We start from the raw sequence: 24,057 nt of genomic DNA on the forward strand, positions 1-24,057 counted from the left end.
GTAAGCCGGCTATTTGACCATGCTGCTCCAGCCCGCCATGGTTGCATCCTCGAGCGGCGCATGGGCGAACCAGCAATGCCGCACGATGGTGACGTGGCCGCTGTCGATCGCGGTGTTCTCGTCGCCCGGCAACAGCGTATGTGGCCGCCCGCGGCGGATGCGGCAGGTGATGCGCTCGCCGTCCTGCGCGGTGACGTCCATGGCTGCGGCGATCTTGTCGCGGCCGATGCGCGCGCCGGCGAGCGGGGCCGGCAGGTCCTTCGGCAGGTTGACGGAGAGCCAGGTGCCCTCGCGATGCCAGTCGCCGCGCGCCGCCCACAGGAGGTCGATGAGCGCCCGCACCGCGTCCCGCTCGCGCGGGCCCATTTCGCCGCCCTTCGTGCGCGAGAAGGCGAGGGCCGGCAGGCCCCACATGGCCGCCTCGCGGGCGATGGCCATGGTGCCGGAATAGGCCATGTCCTCCCCTACGTTTCGCCCGTCATTGATGCCGGAGAGGACGAGATCAGGCGGTGTCGCCGCCATCAGCACCGACAGGGCGGCGACGACGCAGTCCGCCGGCGCGCCCGAGCAGGCATAGGTCCGCGCCTCCCGGCGCGTCAGCACGATGTCCTTGTCGAAAGAGAGCTGATGGCTCGCCGCCGTCCATTTCCGCTCCGGCGCGACGATCCAGACCTCGTCGCCGCGCGCCCGTGCGGCCTCGGCGAGAAGCGCGAGGCCGGGGGAGGCGATGCCGTCGTCGTTGGCGATGAGAACGCGCATGGAAACCTTCAGATGTCGAGGCTCGTGCCGGTCGCAAGATCGGCACGGAGGAGGGGAATGTGCGCGGCCAGGGCGCGGAGCATCGCCGGGTCGCAGGAATGGCCAAGGACGATGCGCGCGCCGCTGGCGGCGACGATGGCGCGGTTCTCGCCGAGCGTCGGGTGGGTCGGCAGGCGGTTCCAGGCAGCGCGCCCGGCCCGCACCATCCTGTCGCCGGGGCTGCCCTTCGGCAGGTGCCCGGTGAACAGCACAGGGTGGCCCTGCCGCTCGGCGAGGGGCAGGATCGTGGCCGAGGGGCCGGACATGCCCATGCCGTCGTAGCAGAGGAGGGCGGCCTTCGGCAGCGGCTCGCCTTCCCGCCAATCGGCGGCAGCCGCGAGGCGTTCGGCGAGGCGGTCCCGGATGCCGGGGCGCAGCCATTCCTGCGCGGCGAGCTGTGCGGCAAGGGATTCGCGCATGCCTGGGGCGAGCGCCAGGGGCTCTGGCAGGATGGCGAGCAGCTCCAGCGAGCGGCCGGCCAGCGGCGTCGGCAGCACGCAGCCCTGCGGATGCCGCGCGACGAAGGCGGCGACCTGCCGCGCCCGCTCGCGCGCCGGCACGTCGTCGTCGCCATAGGAGGCATCGATGGCGATGGCGTCGCAGGGCGGCAGCGGATCCATCATGAAGACGGGGCTTTCGGGCACCACGTCGCCGCAATAGGCGAAGCGCCGCGCGCCGTCGTCGATGACGCACCAGGACCCGCCGACGATGTGGCCCGAGCGGCCGGTGGTCACGGTGAAGGGGCCGAGCGTCACGGTGCCGCGCGCCGGCAGGGCCTCGACTGCGGCCGCGCGCGCCCGCTCGCGGTCCGCCGGCGCCGCATAGCCAGCCCATGCCAGGTCCGCGTCGCGCGCGGTCTCGGTGCCCATCAGGATGCGGCTGGCGAAGCCGTGCGCGATGGCCCAGCCGAGCGCCGTCACATGATCTTCATGGGCATGGGTGATGATGAGCGCATCGGTGGCCACGAGAGCGGCGGGGGAGACGCGCGGGTAATAATCCGCGTCGTCCATGCTCACGCTCGTGTTGATGCCCGCGTCGAGCATCAGGCGATAGCCCTTGCTCTCGATGGCGAGGCTCGTGCGGCCCTTTTCACCGAAGCCGCCGAGAAGGTGGATCCGCATCTGCTTCAGCTTTCGGTCGTCGCCGGCAGTACCCAGCCGTCGTGCACGGCGATGTCCACGATGTCGCCCGGGCCGTGGTGGAAGGGCTCCGGCACCTCGAGATGAACGGTAACGTCGGGCGCCCGCACGAGGCTTGCCTCGAGCCGGAAGAAGCCACCCTGGTAGACGGTCCGCACGATATGCGCTCCGAGCCCCGCTTCGCCAGGCCCGGCGATCGCAAGGTCGCGCGCCCTGAGGCACACCTTCGCATGGCCGGCCTTCTGCAGTGGTGAAGCACGCAACGAGACCTCAAGGCCTTGGATGCGGCCCTGGCAGCGGCCCTCGCTGTCCGCGGCGCCGACCTCGACGGGCAGCACCATGCCCTCGCCGATGAAGCGGGCGACGGTCTCGTTGGCGGGCTGGCGGAACAGGTCGGAGGGGGTCGCGAGCTGCAGCAGGCGGCCCCGGTCCATCACCGCGATGCGGTCGGCGAGTGCCATGGCCTCGGCCTGGTCGTGGGTGATGTAGATCATCGTCGTCGCCGTGCGCTCGTGGAAGCGGGCGAACTCGTCCTCCATCGCCGCGCGCAGGTGCACGTCGAGGTTGGCGAGCGGCTCGTCGAGCAGCACGAGCGAAGGCTCGGTGACGAGGCAGCGGGCGAGCGCGACGCGCTGGCGCTGGCCGCCGGAGAGAAGGCCCGGGCGGCGCTCGGCGAAGGTCTCCAGCCCGACGAGCGTGAGCGCCTCCTTGACGCGGCGCGTGCGCTCGGGGTCTTTCACCCCCGCCACCTTGAGGCCGTAGGCGACATTGTCGAACACGCTCATGTGCGGCCACAGCGCGTAGGACTGGAAGACGATGCCGACGCGCCGATGCTCCGGTGGCACGTGCCGGCGCGTGTCAGAGACGACCGTGTCGCCGATGCGGATCTCGCCGTCATCGACCTGGTCGAAGCCGGCGACCTGCCTGAGCAGCGTGGTCTTGCCGCAGCCCGAAGGGCCGAGCACGGCGAGGAATTCCCCGTCCCGGACCTCCATGGAGACGGTGTCGAGGGCGCGGTAATTGCCGAAGTTCTTGGAGACCCGGTCGATGGTCAGTCGCGCCACGGCAGCACTCCCTGGGGCAGCTTGCGAGCGAAGAGAAGGGTGGAGAGCATCAGCGCCAGCGTGACGATGACCGTCAGCACCGCGAGCGCCGCCGCATAGGTCGAATCCCCGCCCTGCTCGAAGGAGAAGACGACGACGCCGAGCGTCTCGTTGCCGGACGACCACAGGAGGGCCGAAACCGTGAGCTCGTTGAAGGCGGTGAGGAAGACGAGGAGGGCGCCCGCCGTCGCCGCCGGCGCGACGAGCGGCAGGATGATGGTGACGAGCCGGCGGATGAGCCCGGCACCCGCGACCTGGGCCGCCTCTTCCAATGTGCGGTCGAGCTGGTGATAGCCGCTGGCGACCGGGCGCAGCCCGAGCACGAGGAACCGCGCCACATAGCAGAAGAAGATGATCCAGATGGTGTTGTAGAGCGAGATGCCGAGAACCGGCAGCGGCTTCAGGAAGATGAGGATGGCCGCGATGGCCAGCACCACGCCCGGCAGGGCATAGGGCAGCTCGGCGGCGAGGTTGAGCAGCCGCAGCATGCGCGAGCGCCGCCAGACGAGGAAATAGGCGAGCGGCACCGAGACGACGACGATGACGAGCGCAGCGGCAGCCGACAGCCCGAAGCTGTTGGCGAAGGCGCGTCTCGACCCCGCGTGGTCGAACATCACATAGTCGTAGTTCTCGAAGGTGGCCGTCGCGGCATTGAGCGGCACGCCGTAGCTGGGCACGAGCGAGGTGGCGAGGAGCCCGGCGAGCGGCACCACGAGGATGAGGAGGACGAGCCCCCACAAGAGGATCTCGCTCGGCAGCCGCCACCCGCGCAGCTCGAAGGGGCGCGCCGCCGTCGAGGTCGTGGTGATGCGAAAGTCGCGCCGGCGCAGCATCACGTCCTGCAGGATGATGCCGGCCATGGCGATGACGCCGATGAGGGTCGACAGGACGGCCACCTCGGAGAGGACGCCCGGGCCGAGCCCGGCGAGGCGCTGGTAGATCAGCGTCGGCAGCACGAGGTAGTTGGCGGGAATGCCGAGAAAGGCCGGAATGCCGAAATTGCCGAGGCTCGAGACGAAGCACAGCGCGATGCCGGCGACGAGCGGCGGCGTCATCAAGGGCAGGATGATGGTGCGCAGCACCGTCAGCTTGCCGGCCCCGGCGGCAAGGCCCGCCTCGATCAGCTCCTTCGGCAGGGCGCGCAGGCCCGCGCGCAGCGTCAGGAAGACGAGGGGGGCGTACTGGATGCCGAGCAGCAGGATGATGCCCTCGGCCGAATAGAGCGGGTTGCGCGTGCCGAGCGGCGGGGCGAGCCCGAGCATCTTGAGAAGAGCGCTCGACGGCCCCGTCACCTGCAGCCAGGCGAGCGCCGTGACCTGCGGCGCGATCATCAGCGGCAGCACGAAGCAGAAGACGAAGGCGTTGCGTGCCCGCATGTCGGTGAGGGCGACGAAACAGGCGACGATGCTGCCGATGACGACGGCGAGCACGGTGCCGCCGAGCGTCGTCACCAGGCTGTTGCGCACCGCCGTCCAGGTGGTCGGATCGGACAGGACCGAGCCGATCACGCCCGAGGACACGGCGCCGCCGGGCGCGATGCCCTCGATGACGAGGCGTGCGAGCGGCAGGATGGAGAGGATGGCGACGAGGACGACGAGCCCCCACAGGAGCGTGAGGTCCCCGCCGCGCATGGCCTTGGCAGCACTGCCGCTCATGATGTCCGCGACCCGTCCGGCTCAGTTGCCGAACATGTCGGCGAAGCGCTTCTTGTCCGCGTCGGTCGTCTCGACGACCTTGGCGATGTTCGTCGCCATCAGCTCGATCTTCGTGCCCTCCGGCAGCCACTCGGGATTGGCGATGCCCGCCTTGGCGGGGACGTAGCCCATGGAAGCGGCGAGCTTCTGGCCCTCGTCGGAGAGGATGAAGTCGACGAAGGCCTTGGCGGCAGCCTCGTTCTTGGTGGTCTTGAGGATGGCAACCGGCTCCGTCACCGCCGGCACGCCCTCGGCCGGGAAGACGAAATCGACCGGCGAGCCCTTGGCCTTGGCGTTGAGCGCCATGAAGTCGACGAGGATGCCATAGGCCTTCTCGCCGCTGGCGACCGACTTCAGCACGGCGCCGTTGCCGCGCACGGCCACCGCGTCATTGGCCTTCAGCCCCTCGTAGAACGACCAGCCGAGGTCGGCGTTGTCCACCATCGTGCCGAGCATGATGGCGGCAGCGCCCGAATAGAGCGGGCTCGGCATGGAGATCTGGCCCTTGTAGGAGGCCTTGGTCAGGTCCTTCCAGGACGTGGGCTTCTCGGCCGCGCCGGTGTTGTAGGCGATGCCCGTGGTGATGAGCTTGGAGCCGAAATAGGTCTTGTCGGCGTCGTAGGTCTCCTTGTCGAAGCCCTCGACCTTGGCCTCGGCGTAAGGCAGGAGGCGCCCGTCCTTCTTCAGCGCCTGCATGCTCGCCGCGTCGGCGATGAGGAGGACGTCGGGGCGCGGGTCGCCGGCCGTGAACTCGGCCGCGAGCTTGCCCATCACCTCGGTGGTGCCGGAGCGGAAGATCTCGACCTCGATGCCGGGATAGGCCTTCTTGAAGGCCTCCGTCGTCAGGCTGGCGTCCTTCTCGGGCTGCGAGGTGTAGAGCACCAGCTTGCCGGACGGCGCCTGCGCAAAGGCGGGGGCCGCAGCGAGGGCGGCGGCGAGCGCACCGGCGGCGACGAGGGTGCGGCGGGTCAGCGTGTTCATGAATTCTCCTCCCACTGTGGGCCGGGCTGCGCAGGATGCGCGAAGCCGGCATTCCTATCGTCCGGGCATATTGTTTTTGTGACGATGGATTCTTTTATATTTCCGATAGTTACCTCAGATAAGCACCTCCGGGCATTCAATGGCTTCCCTGAGGTCCGCCATGAAGCGTGCGGCGGTCACACCGTCGACGATTCGATGGTCCGACGACAGCGAGAAGGTCGCCATCGGCCTCAACACGATCTCGCCGTTGCGGCCGACCGGCATCTCCACCGTGCGCCCAATGGCCAGGATCGCGCTCTCGGGCTGGTTGATGATGGCCGTGAAGCTGTCGACGCCGAACATGCCGAGGTTCGAGAGGGTGAAGGTGCCGCCGCGCATGTCGGCCGGCTGGATGCTGCGGCTCGCCACCGCCGCGCGCAGGCGGCCGAAGTCGCGCGTCAGCTCCGCGAGGGTCTTGCCCTCCGCACCGCGCAGCACCGGCACCACGAGATCGCCGTCGCGCTCCATGGCGATGCCGATGTTGACGGCGGCGTGCAGGCGGGCCGCATCGCCCTCGACGCTCGCGTTGAGCATGGGGTGGCGCGGCAGGATGCCGGCGACGACGCGGGCGAGAAGCACCGTGAGGCTCGGCTTGACGCCGATCGCCTTCTCGATGCGCGGACCGACGCGCTTCAAGAGGGCCTGGAGGGCGCCCATGTCCATCTGCGCCGTCATGTAGAAATGCGGCGCGACCCGCATGCTCTCGGAAAGACGGCTCGCGATGATGCGGCGCACGGGGCCGAAGGGAATGAGCTCGCCTTCCGCCGGCGCTTCGGCGGGCGCCCGCGCGGCGACGGGCACCGGCGCGGCGCTCTCCGCCTTCGCGAGATGGGCGAGGACGTCCTTCTCCGTGATGCGCCCGCGCGGGCCCGAGCCCGTCACCGCGTCGATGGCGATGCCGTTGAGACGCGCCGTGCGGCGGGCAAGCGGCGTCGCGCGGATGCCGTCCGCCGTGGGGGCGGCATGTCTGCCGTTCATCGGTGCGTTTTTCTCCCCTCCCCCTTGCGGGGAGGGGCTGGGGGTGGGGGTCGTGACGGAAGACGGCAGCGGCCCCTCTTGTGGCGCCACTCTGCCAACGGCGAGAGAAGTTCCCGGCGCTCCCGCCGTCGGTTCGGCTGCCTCTCCCGCCTCCTCACCCTCCTGAAAGATCCACGCCACGGGCGTGCCCACCGCGATCGGCTCGCCAGAGGCGGGCACGAGGTTGCGGATGATGCCGCTCGCCGGGGCCTCCACCTCCATCACAGCCTTGTTGGTGCCGATCTCGAAAAGGATGTCGCCCTGCTTGACGGCATCGCCCTCGGCGACCTTCCAGGCCTCGATGGAGCCGGTCTCCATGTCCATGTCGACCTTGGGGAGGATGACCTCGACGGGCATCAGGCGTCTCCCCTGGCGAGCCGGCGCGCGGCGGTGAGGATGTCATCCTCCTGGGGCACGGCGGCCTTCTCCAGCACCGGGTTGTAGGGCAGGGGCACCTCGGCCCCGCCGAGGCGGACGATGGGTGCGTCGAGGAAGTCGAAGACGTCGCTCTCGGCGATCATGGCCGAGATCTCGGCGCCGATGCCCATGGTCTTCACGCCCTCGTAGACCACCATCAGCCGGTGCGTCTTGCGCACGCTCGCGGCGATGGTGTCGAAATCGATGGGGCGCAGGCTGCGCAGGTCGATGACCTCGGCGTCGATGCCTTCCTCCGCCAGCTTCTCCGCGGCCGCCGCCGCGCGCACGACCATGATCGACGAGCCGACGATGGTGAGGTCGCGGCCCTCGCGCCGGACCGCCGCCTTGCCGATCGGCACGCGATAGTCGCCCTCCGGCACATGGCCCTTCGTCTTGTAGAGCAGCTTGTGCTCGAAGATGAGGACGGGATTGGGATCGTCGATGGCCGACAGCAGCATGCCCTTGGCATCGTGCGGGCTCGACGGCTGGATGACCTTGAGGCCCGGGACGTGGGCGAACCACGCCTCGAGGCTCTGGCTGTGCTGCGCCGCCGCCCCGGTGCCCGAGCCGCCGGGCAGGCGCACCACCATCGGCACCTTGGCCTTGCCGCCGAACATGAAGCGGATCTTGGCCGCCTGGTTGACGATCTGCTCCATGGCGAGCGTCACGAAATCCGAGAACTGGATCTCCAGCACAGGCTTCATGCCGGTGATCGCCGCGCCGACCGCCGCCCCCGCGATGCCGAGCTCGCTGATCGGCGTGTCGATGACCCGCTCGGTGCCGAAACGATGCACCAGATCGCCCGAGACGCCGAAGGCGCCGCCGTAGACGCCGACATCCTCGCCGAAGAGGAAGACGCGCTCGTCCGCCTCCATGGCGATGGCCAGCGCCTCGCGGATGGCTTCGGCATAGGTGAGTTCGCGCACCGCGCTCTCCACGGCGGCCTCAGTCAGCGTAGACATCGCGGGTCAGGTCCTTCGGGTCCGGGTCGGGGCTCGCCTTGGCGAAGTCGAGCGCGGTGTCGATCTCCGCCTGCGCCGCCTCTTCGATGGTCATCAGCACGTCGGGCGTGAAGCGTTCGTGCGCCACGAGCTCCGCCTCGAGGCGGCGGATGGGGCAGCGGTTGCGCCAATCCTCGATCTCTTCCTTGGTGCGGTAGAGATTGCGGTCGCTCTTGGAATGGCCGCGCAGGCGATAGGTCTTGCATTCGATGAGCGTCGGACCGCCGCCGGTCCGCGCCCGCTCGGCCGCATCGTGCGCCACAGCGGCGACGGCGGGCAGGTCGTTGCCGTCGACGACGACGCCCGGCATGGCATAGGCCACGGCGCGGTCGGCGACGTTGGGCACCGCCATGGCGCGGCCGATGTCCATCGACATGCCGTACTTGTTGTTCTCGCAGACGAAGAGGATCGGCAGTTTCCAGATCGAGGCCATGTTGAGCGCCTCGTGGAAGGCACCCTCGTTGGAGGCCCCGTCGCCGAAGAAGACGACGGCGACCCGGTCGAGCTTCTGCGCCTTGATGCTCATGCCGACGCCGACCGCGATCGGCAGGCCGCCGCCGACGATGCCGTTGGCGCCGAGATTGCCGCCGTCGACATCGGCGATGTGCATGGAGCCGCCGCGCCCGCGGCAATAGCCGTTCTCCTTGCCGAAGAACTCGGCGAACATGCGCGCCGGCTCCGCCCCCTTGGCGATGCAATGGCCGTGGCCGCGGTGGGTGGAGAGGATGTAGTCCTCGTCCATCAGCGCCAGCGTCGCCCCGACGGCGCTCGCCTCCTGCCCGATGGACAGATGCATGGTGCCGTGGATGAGGCCGCGCATGTAGCTCGCCTCGGCCGCCTCCTCGAACTTGCGGATGAGGTGCATCTTGCGCAGCACGCTCCGCATCGTCTCGTCGTCGATGGCCGCCAGCTCCGGCCGCTGGTTGGGCCGCCTGGCGGTGGTGTCAGTGTCGGCTTTCATCGCGTCATGACCTCGGTGGCTGGTCGGGTGGACGTTGGCACAGCACCCTGTCCTTCGCATTCAAACGCCGGAGGCGTTGATCCTCCCCCGTGAGGGGGAGGTGGCGCCGCGAAGCGGTGACGGAGGGGGCGATGCGGCCAACGTTGAACATGGTTCCCGGTTTCGACCCCACCCGTCTCGCGCCTTACGGCGCGATCCACCCTCCCCTCGAGGGGAGGGATCACCCCCCGCGTCTCCGCATCACCGCCCCTCGAGCCCGGCGACGAAGGCGTCCTGCTCCTTGCGCACCCTGGCGATCATCAGGCTCTCATCGGGCGCGCAGTTCTCGTAGGTGAGATACTCGCCCTTGCGCACCGGCCGCGTGACCTTCGCCCCCTGTGCGAGGCCGATCGGCAGCGCCTTCAGCGAGAGCGCGTCCGCCCGGGAGAGGGCGATGCCGCGGTAGCAATATTCGCCGATGGCATCGAGCGTCTCGCCCGCGGTGAGGTCGCGCTTGGCGACGGCGCCGACTTCCGCGCTCGGCACCGGCAGCGGCCGCATCAGGCTGCGGCCGTAGATGACCGCGTTCGCCGCCGACAGCGGCACCTCGATGCTGGTGAGGTGATAGGGCCGGTAGAAGGTGTAGTAGGGCCCTTCGCCGAGGTGCAGGTCCTCCATCCGCTCGCGGATGCGCGGATGGCGCATCTCGGCGATGACGAAGACCCCCGGCGCGACGCCGCGCGCCACCGAGAAATCGACGACGCCGCGGCGCGACAGGAGGCCCCCGTCCTCCTGCGGGCACAGCACCTTGTGAAGCTCCTCGCGCGGCGCGGCGGGCCCGTGCATGCCCGGCCGGTCCGGCACCAGGCCGGCGGCATTGGCGACGGCGACCATCTCGACCATGGTCTTCGAGCCGTCGACGAACTCCACCAGCATCCGCGGGTTCATGTTGCGCCGGTGCGCCTCCTCCTCGTAGGCGTCGGGCGTGGCATCGAACTTCAGCGGGTTGTTCTTGCCCTTGCCGGCGGCGACGACGGGATAGCCGAGGCTGCGCACGAAATTGATCAGCTCCATCGTACAGCAGGGCTCGTCGCCGGCGGCGAGCGTGTAGACGACGCCCTTCTCGTCGGCCTTGGCCGCCAGATAGCTGCCGATGGTGATGTCCGCCTCGACGTTCATCATCACGATGTGCTTGCCGGCGGCGATGGTGGCGAGCGCGACCATGGCCCCGACATTGGGATTGCCCGTCGCGTCGATGACGACGTCGACGCCCTCGGCAGCGCAGACCGCTTCATAGGACGGGGCGACGGCGAGGCGGCCCTCGGCGATCGCCGCCGCGACCTCGCCCGGGCTCGTCGCGGTCTTCGGCTGCCGGGCGCTGCCGCCGGCGATGGCGCAGGCCTCGCTGACCCGCTCGGCGATGGCATCGGCCGCAGCGACGATCTCGATGCCGGGCATCTGGGTCGTCTGCACCACGATGTCGGTGCCCATCTGGCCGACGCCGATGAGGCCGACGCGGACCGGCCGTCCCTCGCGCTCGCGGCGCTGGAGGGCGTCGATGAGGGAATCGTCACTGGCACGCCCCGCAGGCGCTCTGGTGTCCATGGGCTGTTTCCCCTCTCCACGGCGGTTCCGTGACGTGCCGTGATCAGCACATTTGTACATTGCAACGAACATAAATTCATGAACGATTGCGCGTCAAGCGGGATGCGATGTACGCCGCGCGCTTGCCTCCCGGGGCGCTTGCGGTCACTGTCGCGGCCGATTGGATGATTGGGAAAATCGTTGCCGATGCGTGCCGAGAAGCTTGCCCGCCAGGAGGTTCAGCCCTCGTCCGACATGAAGGTGCGGGCGGCTTGGCTCTATTATGTCGAGGGCCTCACGCAGGAACAGATCGCCCAGACCATGAACATCGGGCGCATCAAGGTCGTGCGCCTCCTGGCGGCGGCACGCGACGAGGGGCTGGTCCGCATCCGCATCGAGGCCAAGGGCGCCGAGCAGATCGCGCTGGAGCGCCGCCTCGTGCGTGAGCTCGGCCTCGGGGAAGCGATCGTGGTGCCGGCGGCCGCCGACGAGGCCGACACCGCGACGCTCGTCGGCCACGCGGCCGGCAGCTATCTCAACGACCAGGTGCGCGACGGCATGTCCATCGGCATCGGCTGGGGCGCCACCCTGCACATGAGCCTCAAGGCCCTCGGCAACGGCCGCTACGACAATCTCTCCGTCATCTCGCTCATGGGCGGGCTCACCCATTCGCGCACCATCAACCCGTCCGCGGTGGCCCGGCGCGTGGCCGATGCCTTCGGCGCCGAATGCTACCAGCTGACGGCGCCGATCTTCGTCGCCAATGAGGCGGTGCGGGCGCTCCTCTGGGAGGAGCCGGGCCTGAAGGAGCTGCTCGACAGGGCGCGCCGCGTCGACATCGCGCTCGTCAGCGTCGGCAACGTCAGCGAGGAGGCGACGCTCTTCCGCCAGGGCCTGCTGCCGCGTTCGCAGCTCGAGAGCCTGCGCAAGGCCGGCGCCGTCGGCGACGTGCTGTGCCATTTCCTCGATGCCGAGGGCAATGTGGTCGACCATCCCTTCAACCGCCGCATCATGGCGATCGACCTCGACGACATCCGCCGCATCCCCAAGGTCGTCGTCGCCGCCGGCGGCTACAGCAAGGTGCGCGCCATCCGCGCGGCGCTGAAGGCGACCTCGGCGAGCGTCCTCGTGACCGACGAGCCGGCAGCGCTGGGGCTGCTCGAGGGCTGAAGGCGGATAACGCCATCGATTCCGGGCGTCCTTATTCCGGACAGTCGCGACACGTCAGTCCGCCCTTCACGCCTGGCGCGCCCTCGTGCCCCGGACGCGCCGCAGCATGAAATGATGCGGCGCAGAGCCGGGACCTATTCATGCGGTGCCTTCGGCAGGTTCATGTGCTGGTTCCCGGGTCGCATTCCGCTTCGCTGCATGCGCCCGTGAACGAAGTTGCTTTCGGTTGCGGCGGCGTGAGGTCCGCCCGACTGCCGACTGCCGACCGCCACATCAAACACATTGACGATCGTAGAAACAAATGTACACTCATTTGTGCAAGACACGAACAAACGTGCGGCATAGGGGAGGAACGCATGAATTTCTGGCAAAGCGCGCTTCTCGTTCTCGGCGTCCTGTGGGCGCTGCAGAGCCTCGGCACTTACCTGCAGATGCGCCACTACCGCCGCGTGCTCGGCGACATCACCACGCGCTGGGCCGACGGCTATGTCGGCGTCGGCGTCGCCAAGGCGAGCTTCGGCCGCGGCGTCATCGCCATGCTGGTCGTCGGGGCAGACGATCTGGTGCGCGAGGCCCTCGTCATGGAAGGGCGCAGCGTCTTCGCCAAATTCGTGCCCCTGCCGGATCTGACCGGCATGCCGGCCGCCGAGCTGCGTGTGGGCACGCCCTTTGCCGGGGCCGCCAACCGGGCCGCCGCCTTCCGCCAGGCGCTGGAGCAGGTCGATCGCCTGCGCACCGGGCGCGCCGAGGCGCCTGGGCCCGGCCGCGTGGCGCGGCCGACCCCGGCCGTCGCCTGACGCCAGGTGCCGGGAAGCCCTCGGCGGCGGTCGCCGCGAGGGATCGATCAAGCAAGGCAAAATGTCTGGGGAGGGTGAACCATGTTGGAATGGCTGGCCGGAGGCGCCGAGGCCTTCATCGGCGTGTTCAACGAGGGCGGGAAGGTCTTCATCGCCTTCGTCACGGGTATCCTGCCGACGCTGATCGTGCTCCTGACGGCGGTCTACGCCATCATCGAGCTCGTCGGCGAGCAGCGCGTGCACAAGGTGGCGCGCTATGCGGCGGGCAATGTCTTCACGCGCTACACCATCCTGCCGCTGCTGGCGGTCTTCTTCCTCACCAACCCGATGGCCTACACCTTCGGCGTTTTCCTGGAGGAGAAGCACAAGCCGGCCTTCTACGATTCGGCCGTGTCCTTCGTGCACCCGATCACCGGCCTCTTCCCCCATGCCAATCCGGGCGAGCTCTTCGTCTGGCTCGGGGTTGCGGCCGGCATCACCAAGCTCGTCGAGAATGGCACCGCGCCGTTTTCGCTCGCCAAGCTCGCGCTCTTCTACTTCGTCGTCGGCCTCGTGGTGATCCTGCTCAAGGGCATCGTCACCGAGTGGATCACGAAGATCATCGCGCGCCGCGAAGGCGTGACGCTCTGAGCCGCCGTGCTCGTGACGCGAAAGAAGGAGCACGGACATGTCGGACAGGCAGTTCAAGGCCGTCAGGATCGAGCGCGGCGCGCGCGGCTGGGGCGGGCCCCTGGTCATCCAGCCCACCACCGAGCGTGACAAGGTCGTCGCCGTCACCGGCGGCGGCATCCCGGAGGTCGCCCGGCGCATCGCCGAATTGACCGGCGCGACGGCGGTCGACGGTTTCACCGCGCCGCCGCTCGAAAGCGAGATCGCCGTCGTCGTCGTCGATTGCGGCGGCACAGCCCGATGCGGCGTCTACCCGCGCAAGCGCATCCCGACGGTGAACCTCACGCCCGTCGGCCAGTCGGGGCCGCTCGCCCAGTTCATCACCGAGGACATCTATGTCTCCGGCGTGACGGTGGATTCGATCCGCCTCGCCGACGGCAGCGAGGCGGCCGCGCCGGCCGCCGCAGGGGCGCCGCCGGCGGGCGCCAACCCCTTCGCCGCGCCGGCCGGGGCGGCCATGCCGGCGGCGGAATCGGGCGGCCTCGTCGGCTTCATCACCGGCATCGGCCGCTCCATGGGCCATGTCGTCGGCGTCCTGTTCAACAGCGGCCGGCGCTCGATCGACCAGGTCATCCGCAACGTCCTGCCGTTCATGGCCTTCGTGACGATGCTCATCGGCGTCATCAACGCCACGGGCATCGGCAACTGGCTGGCGCACCTGCTCGAGCCGCTGGCGGGCAACATCTTCGGCCTCCTGGTGCTCTCGGCCATCTGCGGTCTGCCGTTCCTGTCGCCGGTGCTCGGGCCGGGCGCGGTCATCGCCCAGGTCATCGGCGCGGCCATCATCGGCCCGGCCATCGGCAACGGCACCATTCCGCCCGCCATGGCCCTGCCGGCGCTGTTTGCCTACAACACCCAGGTCGGCTGCGACTTCGTGCCCGTGGGCCTCGCGCTCGGCGAGGCAAAACCCGAAACCATCAAGATCGGCGTGCCGGCGGTTCTCCTGAGCCGCCAGATCATGGGACCCGTTTCCGTGGTCATCGCCTGGCTCGCCAGCTTCGCGCTCTGAAGAAAAAGGAGATCCGCCATGACGCAGCTCTATCGCACGGTGATCACGACGATCGGGCCCGATGTGGCGGATCTCGCCGAAGGGGGCGTCGTCATCCTCTTCGCCGAGGGGGCGCCGCCGGAGCTCGCGGAAGTCGCCGTGCTGCACCGGGCTGAGGGGGAGGCCGGCGCCGCCCCCGCCCCGGGCGACGTGCTGCGCATCGGCGGGCGGGACTTCGCCATCACCGCCATCGGCGAGACGGCGTGGAAGAAGGTGGCCGACATGGGCCATGTCGTCTTCAATTTCTCGGGCGTCGCGAGCCCGGACCGTCCGGGCGAGATCTGCCTCGAGGAGACGCAAGGGGCGGCCGTGCTGCCGCTGCTCGTCCCCGGGGCTGCCATCGAAATCCTGGCGAGGGCCTGAGCGATGGCAGGGCAGGCAACCGTGGAGCAGGTGATGGACGTCGAGCGGACGGCGGTCGTGCGGCTGGAGGAAGGGCTGCACGCGCGTCCCGCCGCGCGCGTGGTGCAGTTCGCCAAGGGCTTTTCGTCCGACATCGAGATCGTCAAGGGTGGGCGCTCGGCCAATGCCAAGAGCACGGTCAAGCTCATGCTGCTGGCCGTCAAGGAGGGCGACGAGATCGTCATTCGCGCCCGCGGCGAGGATGCCGAGGCCGCCGTCGAAGGCCTCGCCGCCATCGTCGCCGGCGAGGCGGACGATCCGGCCCGGGAGGCCGCGCAGACGGTCCCGCCAGAACATGTGCCTGCCCCGACGGTGGCGCAGGAACCTGCGGCGCCGGGAGAACTCGTCGGTGTCGCCGCGAGCGAGGGCGTGGCCGTCGGCCGGGCCTTCGTCTATCTGCCGCGCGAGCCGCAGCCGGAGCGCGGCCGCATCGCGGCGCAGGAGGTGGAGGCCGAGACGCTGCGCTTCCGCCGCGCGGTGGAGACCGTCTGCGCCATGCTCGAGCGCAAGGCCGACAACGGCGATGCTGCCGCCGCGACCGCTGCCGACATCATGGCGGCGCTCAAGGACGTCGCGCAGGATCCCGAGTTCCTCACGGCCGTCGAGGCGCGCATCGGCGCGCAGGAGGATCCGGTCGCGGCGGTGCTCGCCGTCGGCGCGGACCTTGCCGAGCGCTTCACCCACATCGACGACGCCTATTTCCGCGCCCGCGCCGAGGACGTGCGCGGCGTCGCCCGCCAGGTCGCGAACGTGCTGCTCGGCCGCGACGAGATCGACCTTGCGGCGCTCGCCGAGCCGGCGATCCTCGTCGCGGGGCACCTGAGCGCGCTCGATCTCGCGCGCCTGCCGCTGCGCCTCCTCGAGGGGCTCGTCACGACCGAGGGCGGGCCGACCTCGCATATCGCCATCCTCGCCCGCTCCTTCGGCTTTCCCGCCGTCGTCGGCGTCAAGGCCGAGGAGGCGGCGCTGCGCTCGGCGCAGACGGTCGCCATCGACGGCAGCCGGGGCGTTGCCGTCGTCAATCCCGATGCCGCCGTCGCGGCCGCCTATGCTGCGCGGCTCGAAAAGGCGGAAGCCGAGCGGCGCGCGCTCGCCGCCTTCACCCATGTCGCGCCGAAGACGCGCGACGGCCGCGCCATCGAGGTGGCGGCCAATCTCGGCTCGGAGGCGGAGATCGACGGAGCGCTCGGCTTCGGCGCCATGGGTGTTGGCCTCTTCCGCACCGAGTTCCTGTTCATGCACGGCAAGACCCTGCCGAGCGAGGACGAGCAGTTCCGCATCTATGCGCGCGTCGTGAAGGCCTTCCACCCGCATGCGGTCATCTTCCGCACGCTCGACATCGGCGGCGACAAGGCTCTGCCCGGCATCGCGCCCGAGCGGGAGGAGAACCCCTTCCTCGGCTGGCGCGGCATCCGCATGTGCCTCGACCGGCCGCATCTGTTGAAGCCGCAGCTGCGTGCCATCCTGCGCGCCGCGGCCGTGGGGACGGCGCGCGTGATGTTCCCGATGGTGACGGATGTCACCGAGGTGACGGCGGCGCGGGCGCTCATCGATGCCTGCCGGCAGGAGCTCATGGACGAAGGCCGCGAGGCCGGCCCGTTCGAGGTCGGCATCATGGTCGAGACGCCGGCCGCCGCCCTTTGCGCCGCGACGCTCGCCCGTGAGGTCGACTTCTTCTCGATCGGCACCAATGACCTCACGCAATATACGATGGCGGCGGACCGCACCAACGCCCGCCTCGCCCATCTCAACCGGGCCGACCATCCCGCCGTGCTCGCCATGATCGAGATGACCTGCCGGGCCGCGCGCGAGGCCGGCATCAAGGTCGGCGTCTGCGGCGAGGCCGCCGGCGAGCCGGGCATGATCCCGCGGCTCCTCGGCTGGGGCGTGAGCGAGCTCTCCATGAGCCCCTCGCTCATCCCGCGGGCCAAGAAGATCGTCAGCGAAACGTGATCGGACCGGGCGCTGAGGCGCCCGGCCTCAAAGGGCTCTTCCCCTGACTGGAAAGCCCGCCGGAAAGCTTCCGGCGGGTTCTTTTTTGGGGCGGTAGGAGCAAGGATTCGTTGCGAATGCCCGAGACGGGCGCGAAGCGGATCTCCGCATTCAAAACTCCGCGTAGATCTCGATGATGTTGTCCTCGGGATCACGGAAGAACAGCGTGCGGTGACGCCACTTGGGCAGGTCGGTCGGTTCCCGCAGGATGGCCACGCCTTTGCTCGCCAGTTCCTCATGGCAGCGATCGACGGCATCCAGCGGCACGCGGAAGGCAAGTTGGACCGCCGCTGAGCCTTGCGGCCGTGGGCCGTCATCGCAGAGGGACCACGGCCCGCGAGGACGAAGCGTGAGTAAGGTCGAGCCGATCCGAAAGCTCACCCAGTTTTCTTGATCCTCGGCGATCTCGAACCCCATCACATCGCCATAGAAGGTTCGGGTCTCCTGCATCTTGCTGCAAAGGATGACCATGTAGTCGAGGTTCGCGATCCCGCCGAGGCTCATCATCGTCTCCACTTCGCCTGGAGACGCTATCAAAGCGACCGGCTAGGCACCACCAGTCCCACCGTCGCGTTGGGTGGCGGGCCCGCTACGTATCTGGTCTTCCCTTCCCGCAAGAGAAGCGGAGAACATCACCCCCGCAGCGCCGCCTCGATCTTGTCGAGCACCTCGGCCTTGCCGATGCCGGTGAGGAAGGCGAGCGTGGTGATGACCGGCTTGTCGAGGTCCGGCGGCACCGGTGTCGTCGAGACGACGAGATCGACGTCGTCGATCAGGCCCGGCACCTCGGTCGCCTTGCACTGGCGGATGTCGACCGCGATGCCGCGCTCGCGCATCTCCTCCTCGATGGCATTGGCAACGACGGTCGACGTCGCGACGGCCGTGCCGCAGGCGACGAGGACGACTTTGGTCCTTGGCATTCTTCTTCCTCCCGTTCCTGTCAGACGATGCTGGTCGCCGGGGGCGGCAAAGGCAAGGCGGACCTTTCCGCGCCCCCCGCGTCAGGCTCCCAGCACTGCATAGATTTCGTCCGGCGACGTCGCGGCGGCGAGCGCCGCGAGCGCTCCTGGCCGCTGGATGAGCTCCGCGACCTCGCGCAGCATGTCGATCTGCGCGTCCTTGTTGTCGAGCGCCAGCATCATCACGACGCCGACGGGGATTTCCTCGTCCGGATCGTCCATGCTGCCGAAGCCGACGGGCCGCGCGAGGGTGGCAAGCGCAAGCGACGGCTTCACCACGTGCTCCGGGTCCGTATGCGGCACGGCGACGTTGACGGCGCCGCCGAGCGGCAGGCCGGTCGGCATGCTTGCCTCGCGTGCGAGGACGGCGCCGGCGAAGCTCGGCCGCACGCGGCCGAGGGCGGCAAGGCGCCCGGCGAGCAGGTCGATGACGTCACGGTTCGATGTGGCCTCGACCCCGAGGCAGATCGCCTCGGGGTCGAGATGCCGGGAAATACTGTCGTGCATGGGGCCTCGTCACTCCGCGGGCGTGGCGGCGGGGGCTTTCGCCGGTGCCGGCGCGGGGTCGTCGCTGCCGGCGAGCCGCTCCCAGGCGGCCGGCCGGCGGTGGAAGGCGATGAAGCAAAGCGCGATCACCGCAAGCAGGACGAGGAGCCCGACGATGCCCAGCCCCGCCACCGCCTCGACGACCACATAGGACACCCACAGGAAGCCGTCGACGATGCTGGTGATCTGCGTCGTGCCCTCCGGCAGCGCGAAGCCGGCGGCGACCGCGGCACTGGTGAAGAGCGGCGCGAGCCCCGTCGCCACGTAGAAGCCGACCGCGAGCGTGATGGTGCCGATGATCACCATGCGCAGCACGTTGCCGCCGACGACCGGCGCGGCCATGGCGACGAGGAAGGGGATGACCGCGAGATCGGCGAAGAGGATGACGCGGTTGCCGGGCAGGATGATCGACAGGACGATGGCGATCGGCACCAGGATCAGCGCGCTCGAGATGGCCGCCGGATGGCCGATGAGGATGGCCGAATCGAGCCCGACGAGGATCTCCCGGTCGCCGGCGCGCTTCTGGACGAAAGTCCGCGCCGCCTCGGAGACGGGGATGAGCCCCTCCATCAGGATCTTCACCATGCGCGGCAGCAGGAACATGACCGCGGCGAGGTTCATGCCGGTCTGGAGCACCTTGCTGACCACCGTCGAGGCGTCGCCGGCGTCGTAATAGCCGATGGCGCCGAGCACGAGGCCGATGGCGAGGCCGAGGATGACGGGCTCGCCGAAGACGCCGAGCTTCTTCTGGATGACGTCGGTGTCGAGGTTGATCGCGTTGAGGCCGGGGATGCGGTCGATCACCCAGTTGACGGCGATGGCGATGGGCAGGATCTGCGCCGAGGCGAGATGCGGCACCGATACGCCGGGGATGCCGTAGAAGCGCTGCACGGCCTTGGCCGTCCAGTCGGCGAAGAGGAGGGCAAGCGCCGCCATCAGCGCCGCCGCGACGAGGCCGTAGAAGAGGCTGCCGGTGGCCGCGACGACGAGCGAGCCGATGAAGGCGAAGTGCCAGAAGTTCCACACGTCGACATTGAGCGTGCGCGTCATCCGCGTCATCAGCAGCAGCACGTTGACGGCGATGCCGATGGGGATCACCCACAGCCCGACCGAGGAGCCGAAGGCAATCGCCGCCGCGGACGGCCAGCCGACGTCCACCACGTCGCGCGTGATTCCGGTGTTCTTCACGATCGCCTGCGCCACGTCGCTGAGGCTCGTGAACATCAGGCCGATGACGAGGTTGATGCCGATGAAGGCGACCCCGATGGTCACGCCCGCCCGGAAGGCGCGGCCGGGCCTGGCGCCCAGCACGACGGCGATGATGAAGATGACGATGGGGAGCAGAACGGTCGCTCCCAGGGAATCGACGACGGTCTTGAGACCGCTCAGCAGCCCATCCATGACCTTTCCTCCGGCGGCGCCGTCGTTCCGCTGTTGCGGCGGGCGCCGTTGTTATGGCGTTGTCCTGCGAGGCGCATGAGGGCGCCTTGCGTCCCTGGTCCCGTCCGGCGGCGGTCGCGGGCCTTGGCGGCCTCTCTCGTGACATCCGGCGCCGGCTTGCACGCAGTGCTTCGTCGGTTTTCGGTGATATGAGCTGGCGGCGAAGCGTCTGAACAATCGTGCGCTGCGTGCACACAAGTTCATGATGTCAGCCTTTTTAACTATCGTCAATTCGTGCGATCTGTGCACGATCGTGCAGAAAAGGGAGGAACGATGAGCGAGGCGGGGCGGGGCGATCAGGACCTCATGGTGCGTGCGGCGTGGCTTTACTACGTCCACGGCAAGGGCCAGGAGGAGGTGGCGCGCGACCTCAAGATCTCGCGCTTCAAGGTCACGCGCATGCTCGCCCAAGCGCGCGAGGCCGGCATCGTCAAGATCTCGATCCAGCACGAGACGAGCGAGACGCTCGCCCTGGCCGACTGGCTCGCCGCCCGCTACGGCCTTGCCGAATGCATCCTGACGCCGCCGTTCGACGAGCAGACGGGAAGCCTCGACGACGAGACGGCGGACCGGCTGGCGCGGCGCGGCGTCGGTCTGGCCGGCGCCAACTACCTGACGCGGCGGCTCCTCGGCACGCCGCGGCTCACCATCGGCGTCGGCTGCGGCCGCACCGTGACGGCGGTGGTCGACGCCTTCACCGCCTTCCCCAAGCAGAACGTGCGCTTCGTCTCCGTCATCGGCTCGCTGACACGCGACGTGTCGCTCAACAATTTCGAGGTCGTGCGCCTCGCCGAGGCCTGCAGCGGCGAGGGCTATTTCCTGCCCGCGCCGCTTGTCGTCGACGAGGCGGGCGATCTCGGAGCGGTGCTGCGCCAGCGCCCGGTGCAGGCGTCGCTCGCTTTGGCCCGCGAGGCCGATTTCCACCTCATGAGTTTCGGCGACTGTTCGCCCGATGCCTTCCTCTTCCGCCACGGGCTGCTCTCGCCGGCCGACCTTGCCGAGCTGCGCGCCGCCGGGGCCGTCTGCGAGCTCGCCGGCAAGTTCTTCGACCGCGAGGGCCGGCTGGTGGAGTGCGGCGTGAACGCCCGCACCATCGGCATCGCGCCGGAGGATCTGCGGCGTACCGAGGTCGTGATGCTCGCGGCGGGACGCTCCAAGGCCGATGCGTTGCAGGCCGTGCTGAAGACGGGCGTCGTCAACCGTCTCATCATCGACGGCGAGCTCGCCGGCCGGCTCGTCGCCGCGATGCCGCTGCGGGAGAGGCGTTAGGAAACGACGGCGCCATCAGTTCCCCATCCACGCCGGGCGCTTGTGTTTGAAGATGCGAAAACAGGGCGCCTGCTCGCGATCCACGCGGGTGCCAGTATATTGTAGTAATTCTTGTAATATATTTGGATTTGGTTTTACGGCAATGTATAATGGCGGTTTCTTGTAAAAAGTCGATTGTTTCTATATTTATTGCAGTAAGAGGTGGGATATGTCGGTCCCGGTCAGTTATGGGAATGGGCATCTAGAGAGATACGTTCAGCCGCTTCCGAAGAATTCGGCGAGTATTCTGTTCGATCGCAATGCGCCGCCTTCGGCTTCCGCCGCGCGGGATGCCGCGCGCACCCTTGGCAGTCCCGATGCAAGGCTCAAGCCGAGATCGCAGGTCTCGGTGGAGAACGGCTACGAACATCCGAAGACCTGGGGGGCTGGCGAGCTTATCGAGGACTACTTCGCCAAGGTGTGGAAATACAGTCCCGTCATGATGTTCCTGAATATTCTCGAGGGCAAGGGGCTGCTTGATCCTCGCAGCAAGATCGGGAAGGTGAACCAGCTTTTCGACAGGGATTTCGATGATGTGAAGCTTCGGACGGTCGAGGCCATGATGACGCTGTACCGGGATTCGCTGCAGCAGCTGCCGGATGGCGATCCCGTCAAGAACGCCTTCGCCGGAAAGGCGGATGTCGGGGAGAGGCGTCTTCAGCTCGCGGCCACCTACCGGAAGGTGGTTGGCGGGCCCTGGGACGGGCAGGTCTCGGGGCTCGAATTCTATGTAAAGCCCAGACACAACCCCGCCCCCTGGCTGAAGCTCGGCGGAGAGATCGGCGCGATCGAAGAGGCGGAAAGAAAGAACTCGTACAAGCGATATACGTTCAGCTTCTCCACGGGCGCGCTGCGCCGGTTGAGCCGGGACGGCATGAACGGCCCGGACGCGACGGACAGCATCATGGTCGGCCATCCGGCCAGGGAAAGCCTGACATTCCTGTCGATCACCGGTGATCTCGCCCAGCCTGGAAAGATCCCGGAAAAGGTCTTCGAGCTGAAGGACATCGATTCGGAGCTGAAGAATATCCTGAACGATTACGTGGAGACATTCCGCGAGCCACTGCGCGAGGCAAGCCTGGCGGAGATCGTCGTGGGTGCCCTCGGCGACCTCGTGAACAATCTCGGCCCCTTCGTCGGCGCGGTGGAAGCGCTCACGGAGGGGGACCTCAAGGGCTTTGCCATCGAGCTGGGCCTCGACCTCGCCATGATGGCGACCCCCGGAGGGCGGCAGCTGGCCTCCCTCATGAAGCGGGGCTGGAAGCTGGAGGACGTGGCGCGCGCCGTCGCCAAGGGAACGAAGGAGCGCCTGCCGCCTCTCATCGGAGACGTGATTGCGCCGATGTCGGCGCAGGATGTCGCCTATCGCAACGGTGGCAAGGGCTTCGAGCGTCTCACGCAATTCGGCTATAACCGTTCGCAGGACCTGAAGGCCTATCTGAGCGGGCCCGCCGAGCTCCAGGTGACGCGGGCGGCCAATTATGCGGACCGGGCGGAGCACCTGGTACGCTATCTGAACGACCGACCCGTCAACCCGCCCTTGTCGCGCGACGAGAGTGGAGACCTGATGCCGGTCCAGCTGTTCGGTCATGCCTATAACCGTGCAACCCCGCTGGAGCCCGACGAGCGCATGGCGCCGCTGCCCGTGACGGAGCGCCAGGAACGCCTGCATACGACTGGCTCCGAGCGCGCCGGCCGGTCATCGCTCGGGCAGGGCTCATCGTGGCAACTGCAACAGCCTTCCGGCCGCTGGGACAAGCTCCCTTCCGCTGCATCCCGGAAGGGTGATTGAGGAGCTCATGCCGGAACCGATTGGGGCGAAAGCCGCCCACCGCGGCGCGGCGGTTACCGCTTACGCCTTCGGGCGCGTCAGGCTCCTGCGGCGGAGCGCAGGTCCGGCGACAGGTCCTGCGCGTAGCCCCGCACTGTCCGGCGCCAGACCATGCGGGCCTCGAGCTCCACGGCGGCAGGGCGCCGTGTCGCCTCCTCCGGTGCCAGCATCAGCCAGGCGAAGGCTTCGCGGGCGATGTCGGACACCGGCTGGGCGAAGGTCGTCAGGCCGTAGGAGGACCAGCCCGCCTGCTCGATGTCGTCGAAGCCGGTGACGCACAGGTCCTCCGGCACGGCGAGGCCGAATTCGTGGCGTGCGGCGTCGAGGAAGCCGCAGGCGATGAGGTCCGTCGCGCAGAAGACGGCGTCCGGCCGCTCGCGGGCGGTGAGCAGGCGCCGCGCCAGCTCGCGTCCGCTGTCATACACGCTCGGGCCGAAGCGCTCGACGGCGACCGTCAGGCCGATGGCGCCGGCTGCGGCGAGGAAGCCGCGCTCGCGCGCCATCAGGCTCGGGGTGCCTGCCTCGGAATTGGCGAAGGCGAGGCGCCGGCAGCCGGCGCGCAGGAAGGCGGTGAGCGTGTGCCGCGCCGCCTCGCCATCCTTGAGGTTGATGCGCAGCGGCCCTTCCTGGTCGTCATCGCGGTTGATCAGCACGATGCGCTGGCCGTTCTCGAGGCACAGGCGCGTGATCGACTTGTCGGGCAGGCCCGACAGGATGATCGAGGCATCGGCGCGATAGTGCAGGGCCTGCCGGAGGGCGGCGCCGACGCTCGCATCCGAGCGGTCGGTGTTGATGACCATGGCCACCTTGCCGGCGTCCTGCGCCGCCTGCGTCATGGCCTTCACGAGATTCGCCCGGTAGGGCGTGCCGAGTTCCGAGCCGACAAGGCAGACGATGCCGCTCTCCTTCAGCGACAGCCCGCGGGCGAGATGGTTGACGTGGTAGCCGAGCGCGTTCGCCGCCTCCAGGACGCGCCGGCGCGTGTCCTCGGAGACGCTCGCCCCCGGCGTGAAGGCGCGTGACACGGCCGAGCGCGACACGCCGGCACGTTCGGCCACCTCACGGGCGCTGACGAACTTTCGGGGCGATGGCATGGCGATCCTGCAGCCGTCGTCAGGGAATGCTTTCCCTATGCACCGCCTTGCAACAGCGTGCAACGGCGTTGCAGAAAAATTTGCCCGT

The 24,057-nt window shown here is 68.7% G+C and carries 21 protein-coding genes and 1 pseudogene; 8 read left to right on the forward strand and 14 right to left on the reverse strand.

The genetic code is table 11. From position 1 onward, the window contains the following. Window positions 1-9: 9 nt before the first annotated feature. From surE to AL346_RS11400, 9 genes are all read right to left on the reverse strand, one after another. Window positions 10-759, reverse strand: coding sequence for a 5'/3'-nucleotidase SurE (gene surE, locus AL346_RS11360; RefSeq protein WP_019401616.1), 750 nt, complete (start codon window positions 757-759; stop codon window positions 10-12). Window positions 760-767: 8 nt separating this feature from the next. Next, a complete protein-coding gene (locus AL346_RS11365) occupies window positions 768-1,919 on the reverse strand; it encodes an MBL fold metallo-hydrolase (protein ID WP_053193670.1) in 1,152 nt (383 codons plus the stop codon). A 5-nt stretch (window positions 1,920-1,924) separates the two neighbouring features. After that, a complete protein-coding gene (locus tag AL346_RS11370; RefSeq protein WP_019401618.1) occupies window positions 1,925-3,001 on the reverse strand; it encodes an ABC transporter ATP-binding protein in 1,077 nt (358 codons plus the stop codon). Then, window positions 2,989-4,695: an iron ABC transporter permease gene (locus AL346_RS11375; RefSeq protein WP_019401619.1), complete on the reverse strand. Its 1,707-nt coding sequence runs from the start codon at window positions 4,693-4,695 to the stop codon at window positions 2,989-2,991. The genes AL346_RS11370 and AL346_RS11375 overlap by 13 nt, the downstream gene beginning before the upstream one ends. 21 nt (window positions 4,696-4,716) lie before the next feature. Beyond that, window positions 4,717-5,715 (reverse strand): ABC transporter substrate-binding protein, encoded by a 999-nt coding sequence (locus AL346_RS11380; RefSeq protein WP_019401620.1) that lies wholly within the window; start codon window positions 5,713-5,715, stop codon window positions 4,717-4,719. 114 nt (window positions 5,716-5,829) lie between these two features. Continuing rightward, window positions 5,830-7,128 carry a dihydrolipoamide acetyltransferase family protein gene (locus tag AL346_RS11385; RefSeq protein ID WP_053193673.1) on the reverse strand — a complete coding sequence of 433 codons (1,299 nt, stop codon included), beginning with the start codon at window positions 7,126-7,128 and terminating at the stop codon, window positions 5,830-5,832. Continuing rightward, entirely contained in the window at window positions 7,128-8,126 is a 999-nt protein-coding gene (locus AL346_RS11390) for an alpha-ketoacid dehydrogenase subunit beta (protein WP_019401622.1), read from the reverse strand. Before AL346_RS11390 ends, AL346_RS11385 begins: the two co-directional genes overlap by 1 nt. A gap of 7 nt (window positions 8,127-8,133) precedes the next feature. Next, the gene (locus AL346_RS11395; protein WP_019401623.1) at window positions 8,134-9,150 is read right to left on the reverse strand and encodes a thiamine pyrophosphate-dependent dehydrogenase E1 component subunit alpha; all 1,017 of its coding nucleotides are present in this window, start codon (window positions 9,148-9,150) and stop codon (window positions 8,134-8,136) included. 240 nt (window positions 9,151-9,390) lie between these two features. Continuing rightward, window positions 9,391-10,734 (reverse strand): NAD(P)H-dependent oxidoreductase, encoded by a 1,344-nt coding sequence (locus tag AL346_RS11400; RefSeq protein WP_019401113.1) that lies wholly within the window; start codon window positions 10,732-10,734, stop codon window positions 9,391-9,393. 186 nt (window positions 10,735-10,920) lie between these two features. Here AL346_RS11400 and AL346_RS11405 point away from each other — a divergent pair, with 186 nt between their 5' ends. From AL346_RS11405 to ptsP, 6 genes and pseudogenes are all read left to right on the forward strand, one after another. Beyond that, entirely contained in the window at window positions 10,921-11,883 is a 963-nt protein-coding gene (locus tag AL346_RS11405) for a sugar-binding transcriptional regulator (RefSeq protein WP_019401114.1), read from the forward strand. Window positions 11,884-12,239: 356 nt separating this feature from the next. Then, window positions 12,240-12,680, forward strand: a complete 441-nt coding sequence (locus tag AL346_RS11410; protein WP_019401115.1) for a transcriptional regulator GutM — start codon at window positions 12,240-12,242, stop codon at window positions 12,678-12,680. Window positions 12,681-12,791: 111 nt separating this feature from the next. Continuing rightward, window positions 12,792-13,310: pseudogene (locus AL346_RS11415) on the forward strand (PTS glucitol/sorbitol transporter subunit IIC); the annotation flags it as partial. 37 nt (window positions 13,311-13,347) lie between these two features. Continuing rightward, window positions 13,348-14,358 (forward strand): PTS glucitol/sorbitol transporter subunit IIB, encoded by a 1,011-nt coding sequence (locus tag AL346_RS11420; protein ID WP_053193676.1) that lies wholly within the window; start codon window positions 13,348-13,350, stop codon window positions 14,356-14,358. Window positions 14,359-14,376: 18 nt separating this feature from the next. Further along, complete coding sequence (locus AL346_RS11425; protein ID WP_019401413.1) at window positions 14,377-14,760, forward strand: PTS glucitol/sorbitol transporter subunit IIA; 384 nt, start codon at window positions 14,377-14,379, stop codon at window positions 14,758-14,760. A gap of 3 nt (window positions 14,761-14,763) precedes the next feature. Further along, the gene (gene ptsP / locus AL346_RS11430; protein ID WP_245258866.1) at window positions 14,764-16,752 is read left to right on the forward strand and encodes a phosphoenolpyruvate--protein phosphotransferase; all 1,989 of its coding nucleotides are present in this window, start codon (window positions 14,764-14,766) and stop codon (window positions 16,750-16,752) included. Between the two features lie 150 nt (window positions 16,753-16,902). Here the strand turns inward: ptsP and AL346_RS11435 are convergent, their stop codons facing one another. The 4 genes from AL346_RS11435 to AL346_RS11450 all read right to left on the reverse strand — a co-directional run bounded on the left by AL346_RS11435 (window position 16,903) and on the right by AL346_RS11450 (window position 19,697). Next, window positions 16,903-17,298: a VOC family protein gene (locus tag AL346_RS11435; RefSeq protein ID WP_019401411.1), complete on the reverse strand. Its 396-nt coding sequence runs from the start codon at window positions 17,296-17,298 to the stop codon at window positions 16,903-16,905. A gap of 125 nt (window positions 17,299-17,423) precedes the next feature. Next, on the reverse strand, window positions 17,424-17,711 hold the full coding sequence (locus AL346_RS11440; RefSeq protein ID WP_019401410.1) for a PTS sugar transporter subunit IIB: 288 nt from the start codon (window positions 17,709-17,711) through the stop codon (window positions 17,424-17,426). Between the two features lie 81 nt (window positions 17,712-17,792). Next, window positions 17,793-18,257, reverse strand: a complete 465-nt coding sequence (locus AL346_RS11445; RefSeq protein WP_019401409.1) for a PTS sugar transporter subunit IIA — start codon at window positions 18,255-18,257, stop codon at window positions 17,793-17,795. Between the two features lie 9 nt (window positions 18,258-18,266). Further along, entirely contained in the window at window positions 18,267-19,697 is a 1,431-nt protein-coding gene (locus AL346_RS11450; protein ID WP_019401408.1) for a PTS galactitol transporter subunit IIC, read from the reverse strand. A gap of 312 nt (window positions 19,698-20,009) precedes the next feature. On the opposite strand from AL346_RS11450, the gene AL346_RS11455 reads away from it, so the two are divergent. Continuing rightward, the gene (locus AL346_RS11455; RefSeq protein WP_019401407.1) at window positions 20,010-21,005 is read left to right on the forward strand and encodes a sugar-binding transcriptional regulator; all 996 of its coding nucleotides are present in this window, start codon (window positions 20,010-20,012) and stop codon (window positions 21,003-21,005) included. Window positions 21,006-21,213: 208 nt separating this feature from the next. Beyond that, on the forward strand, window positions 21,214-22,836 hold the full coding sequence (locus AL346_RS11460; RefSeq protein WP_156332737.1) for a hypothetical protein: 1,623 nt from the start codon (window positions 21,214-21,216) through the stop codon (window positions 22,834-22,836). 77 nt (window positions 22,837-22,913) lie between these two features. Here AL346_RS11460 and AL346_RS11465 read toward each other — a convergent pair whose 3' ends face one another. After that, complete coding sequence (locus AL346_RS11465; protein ID WP_019401405.1) at window positions 22,914-23,969, reverse strand: substrate-binding domain-containing protein; 1,056 nt, start codon at window positions 23,967-23,969, stop codon at window positions 22,914-22,916. Window positions 23,970-24,057: the final 88 nt, after the last annotated feature.

Origin of the sequence: Chelatococcus sp. CO-6 (genome assembly GCF_001271345.1) — a bacterium.
Classification (GTDB): domain Bacteria; phylum Pseudomonadota; class Alphaproteobacteria; order Rhizobiales; family Beijerinckiaceae; genus Chelatococcus_A; species Chelatococcus_A caeni.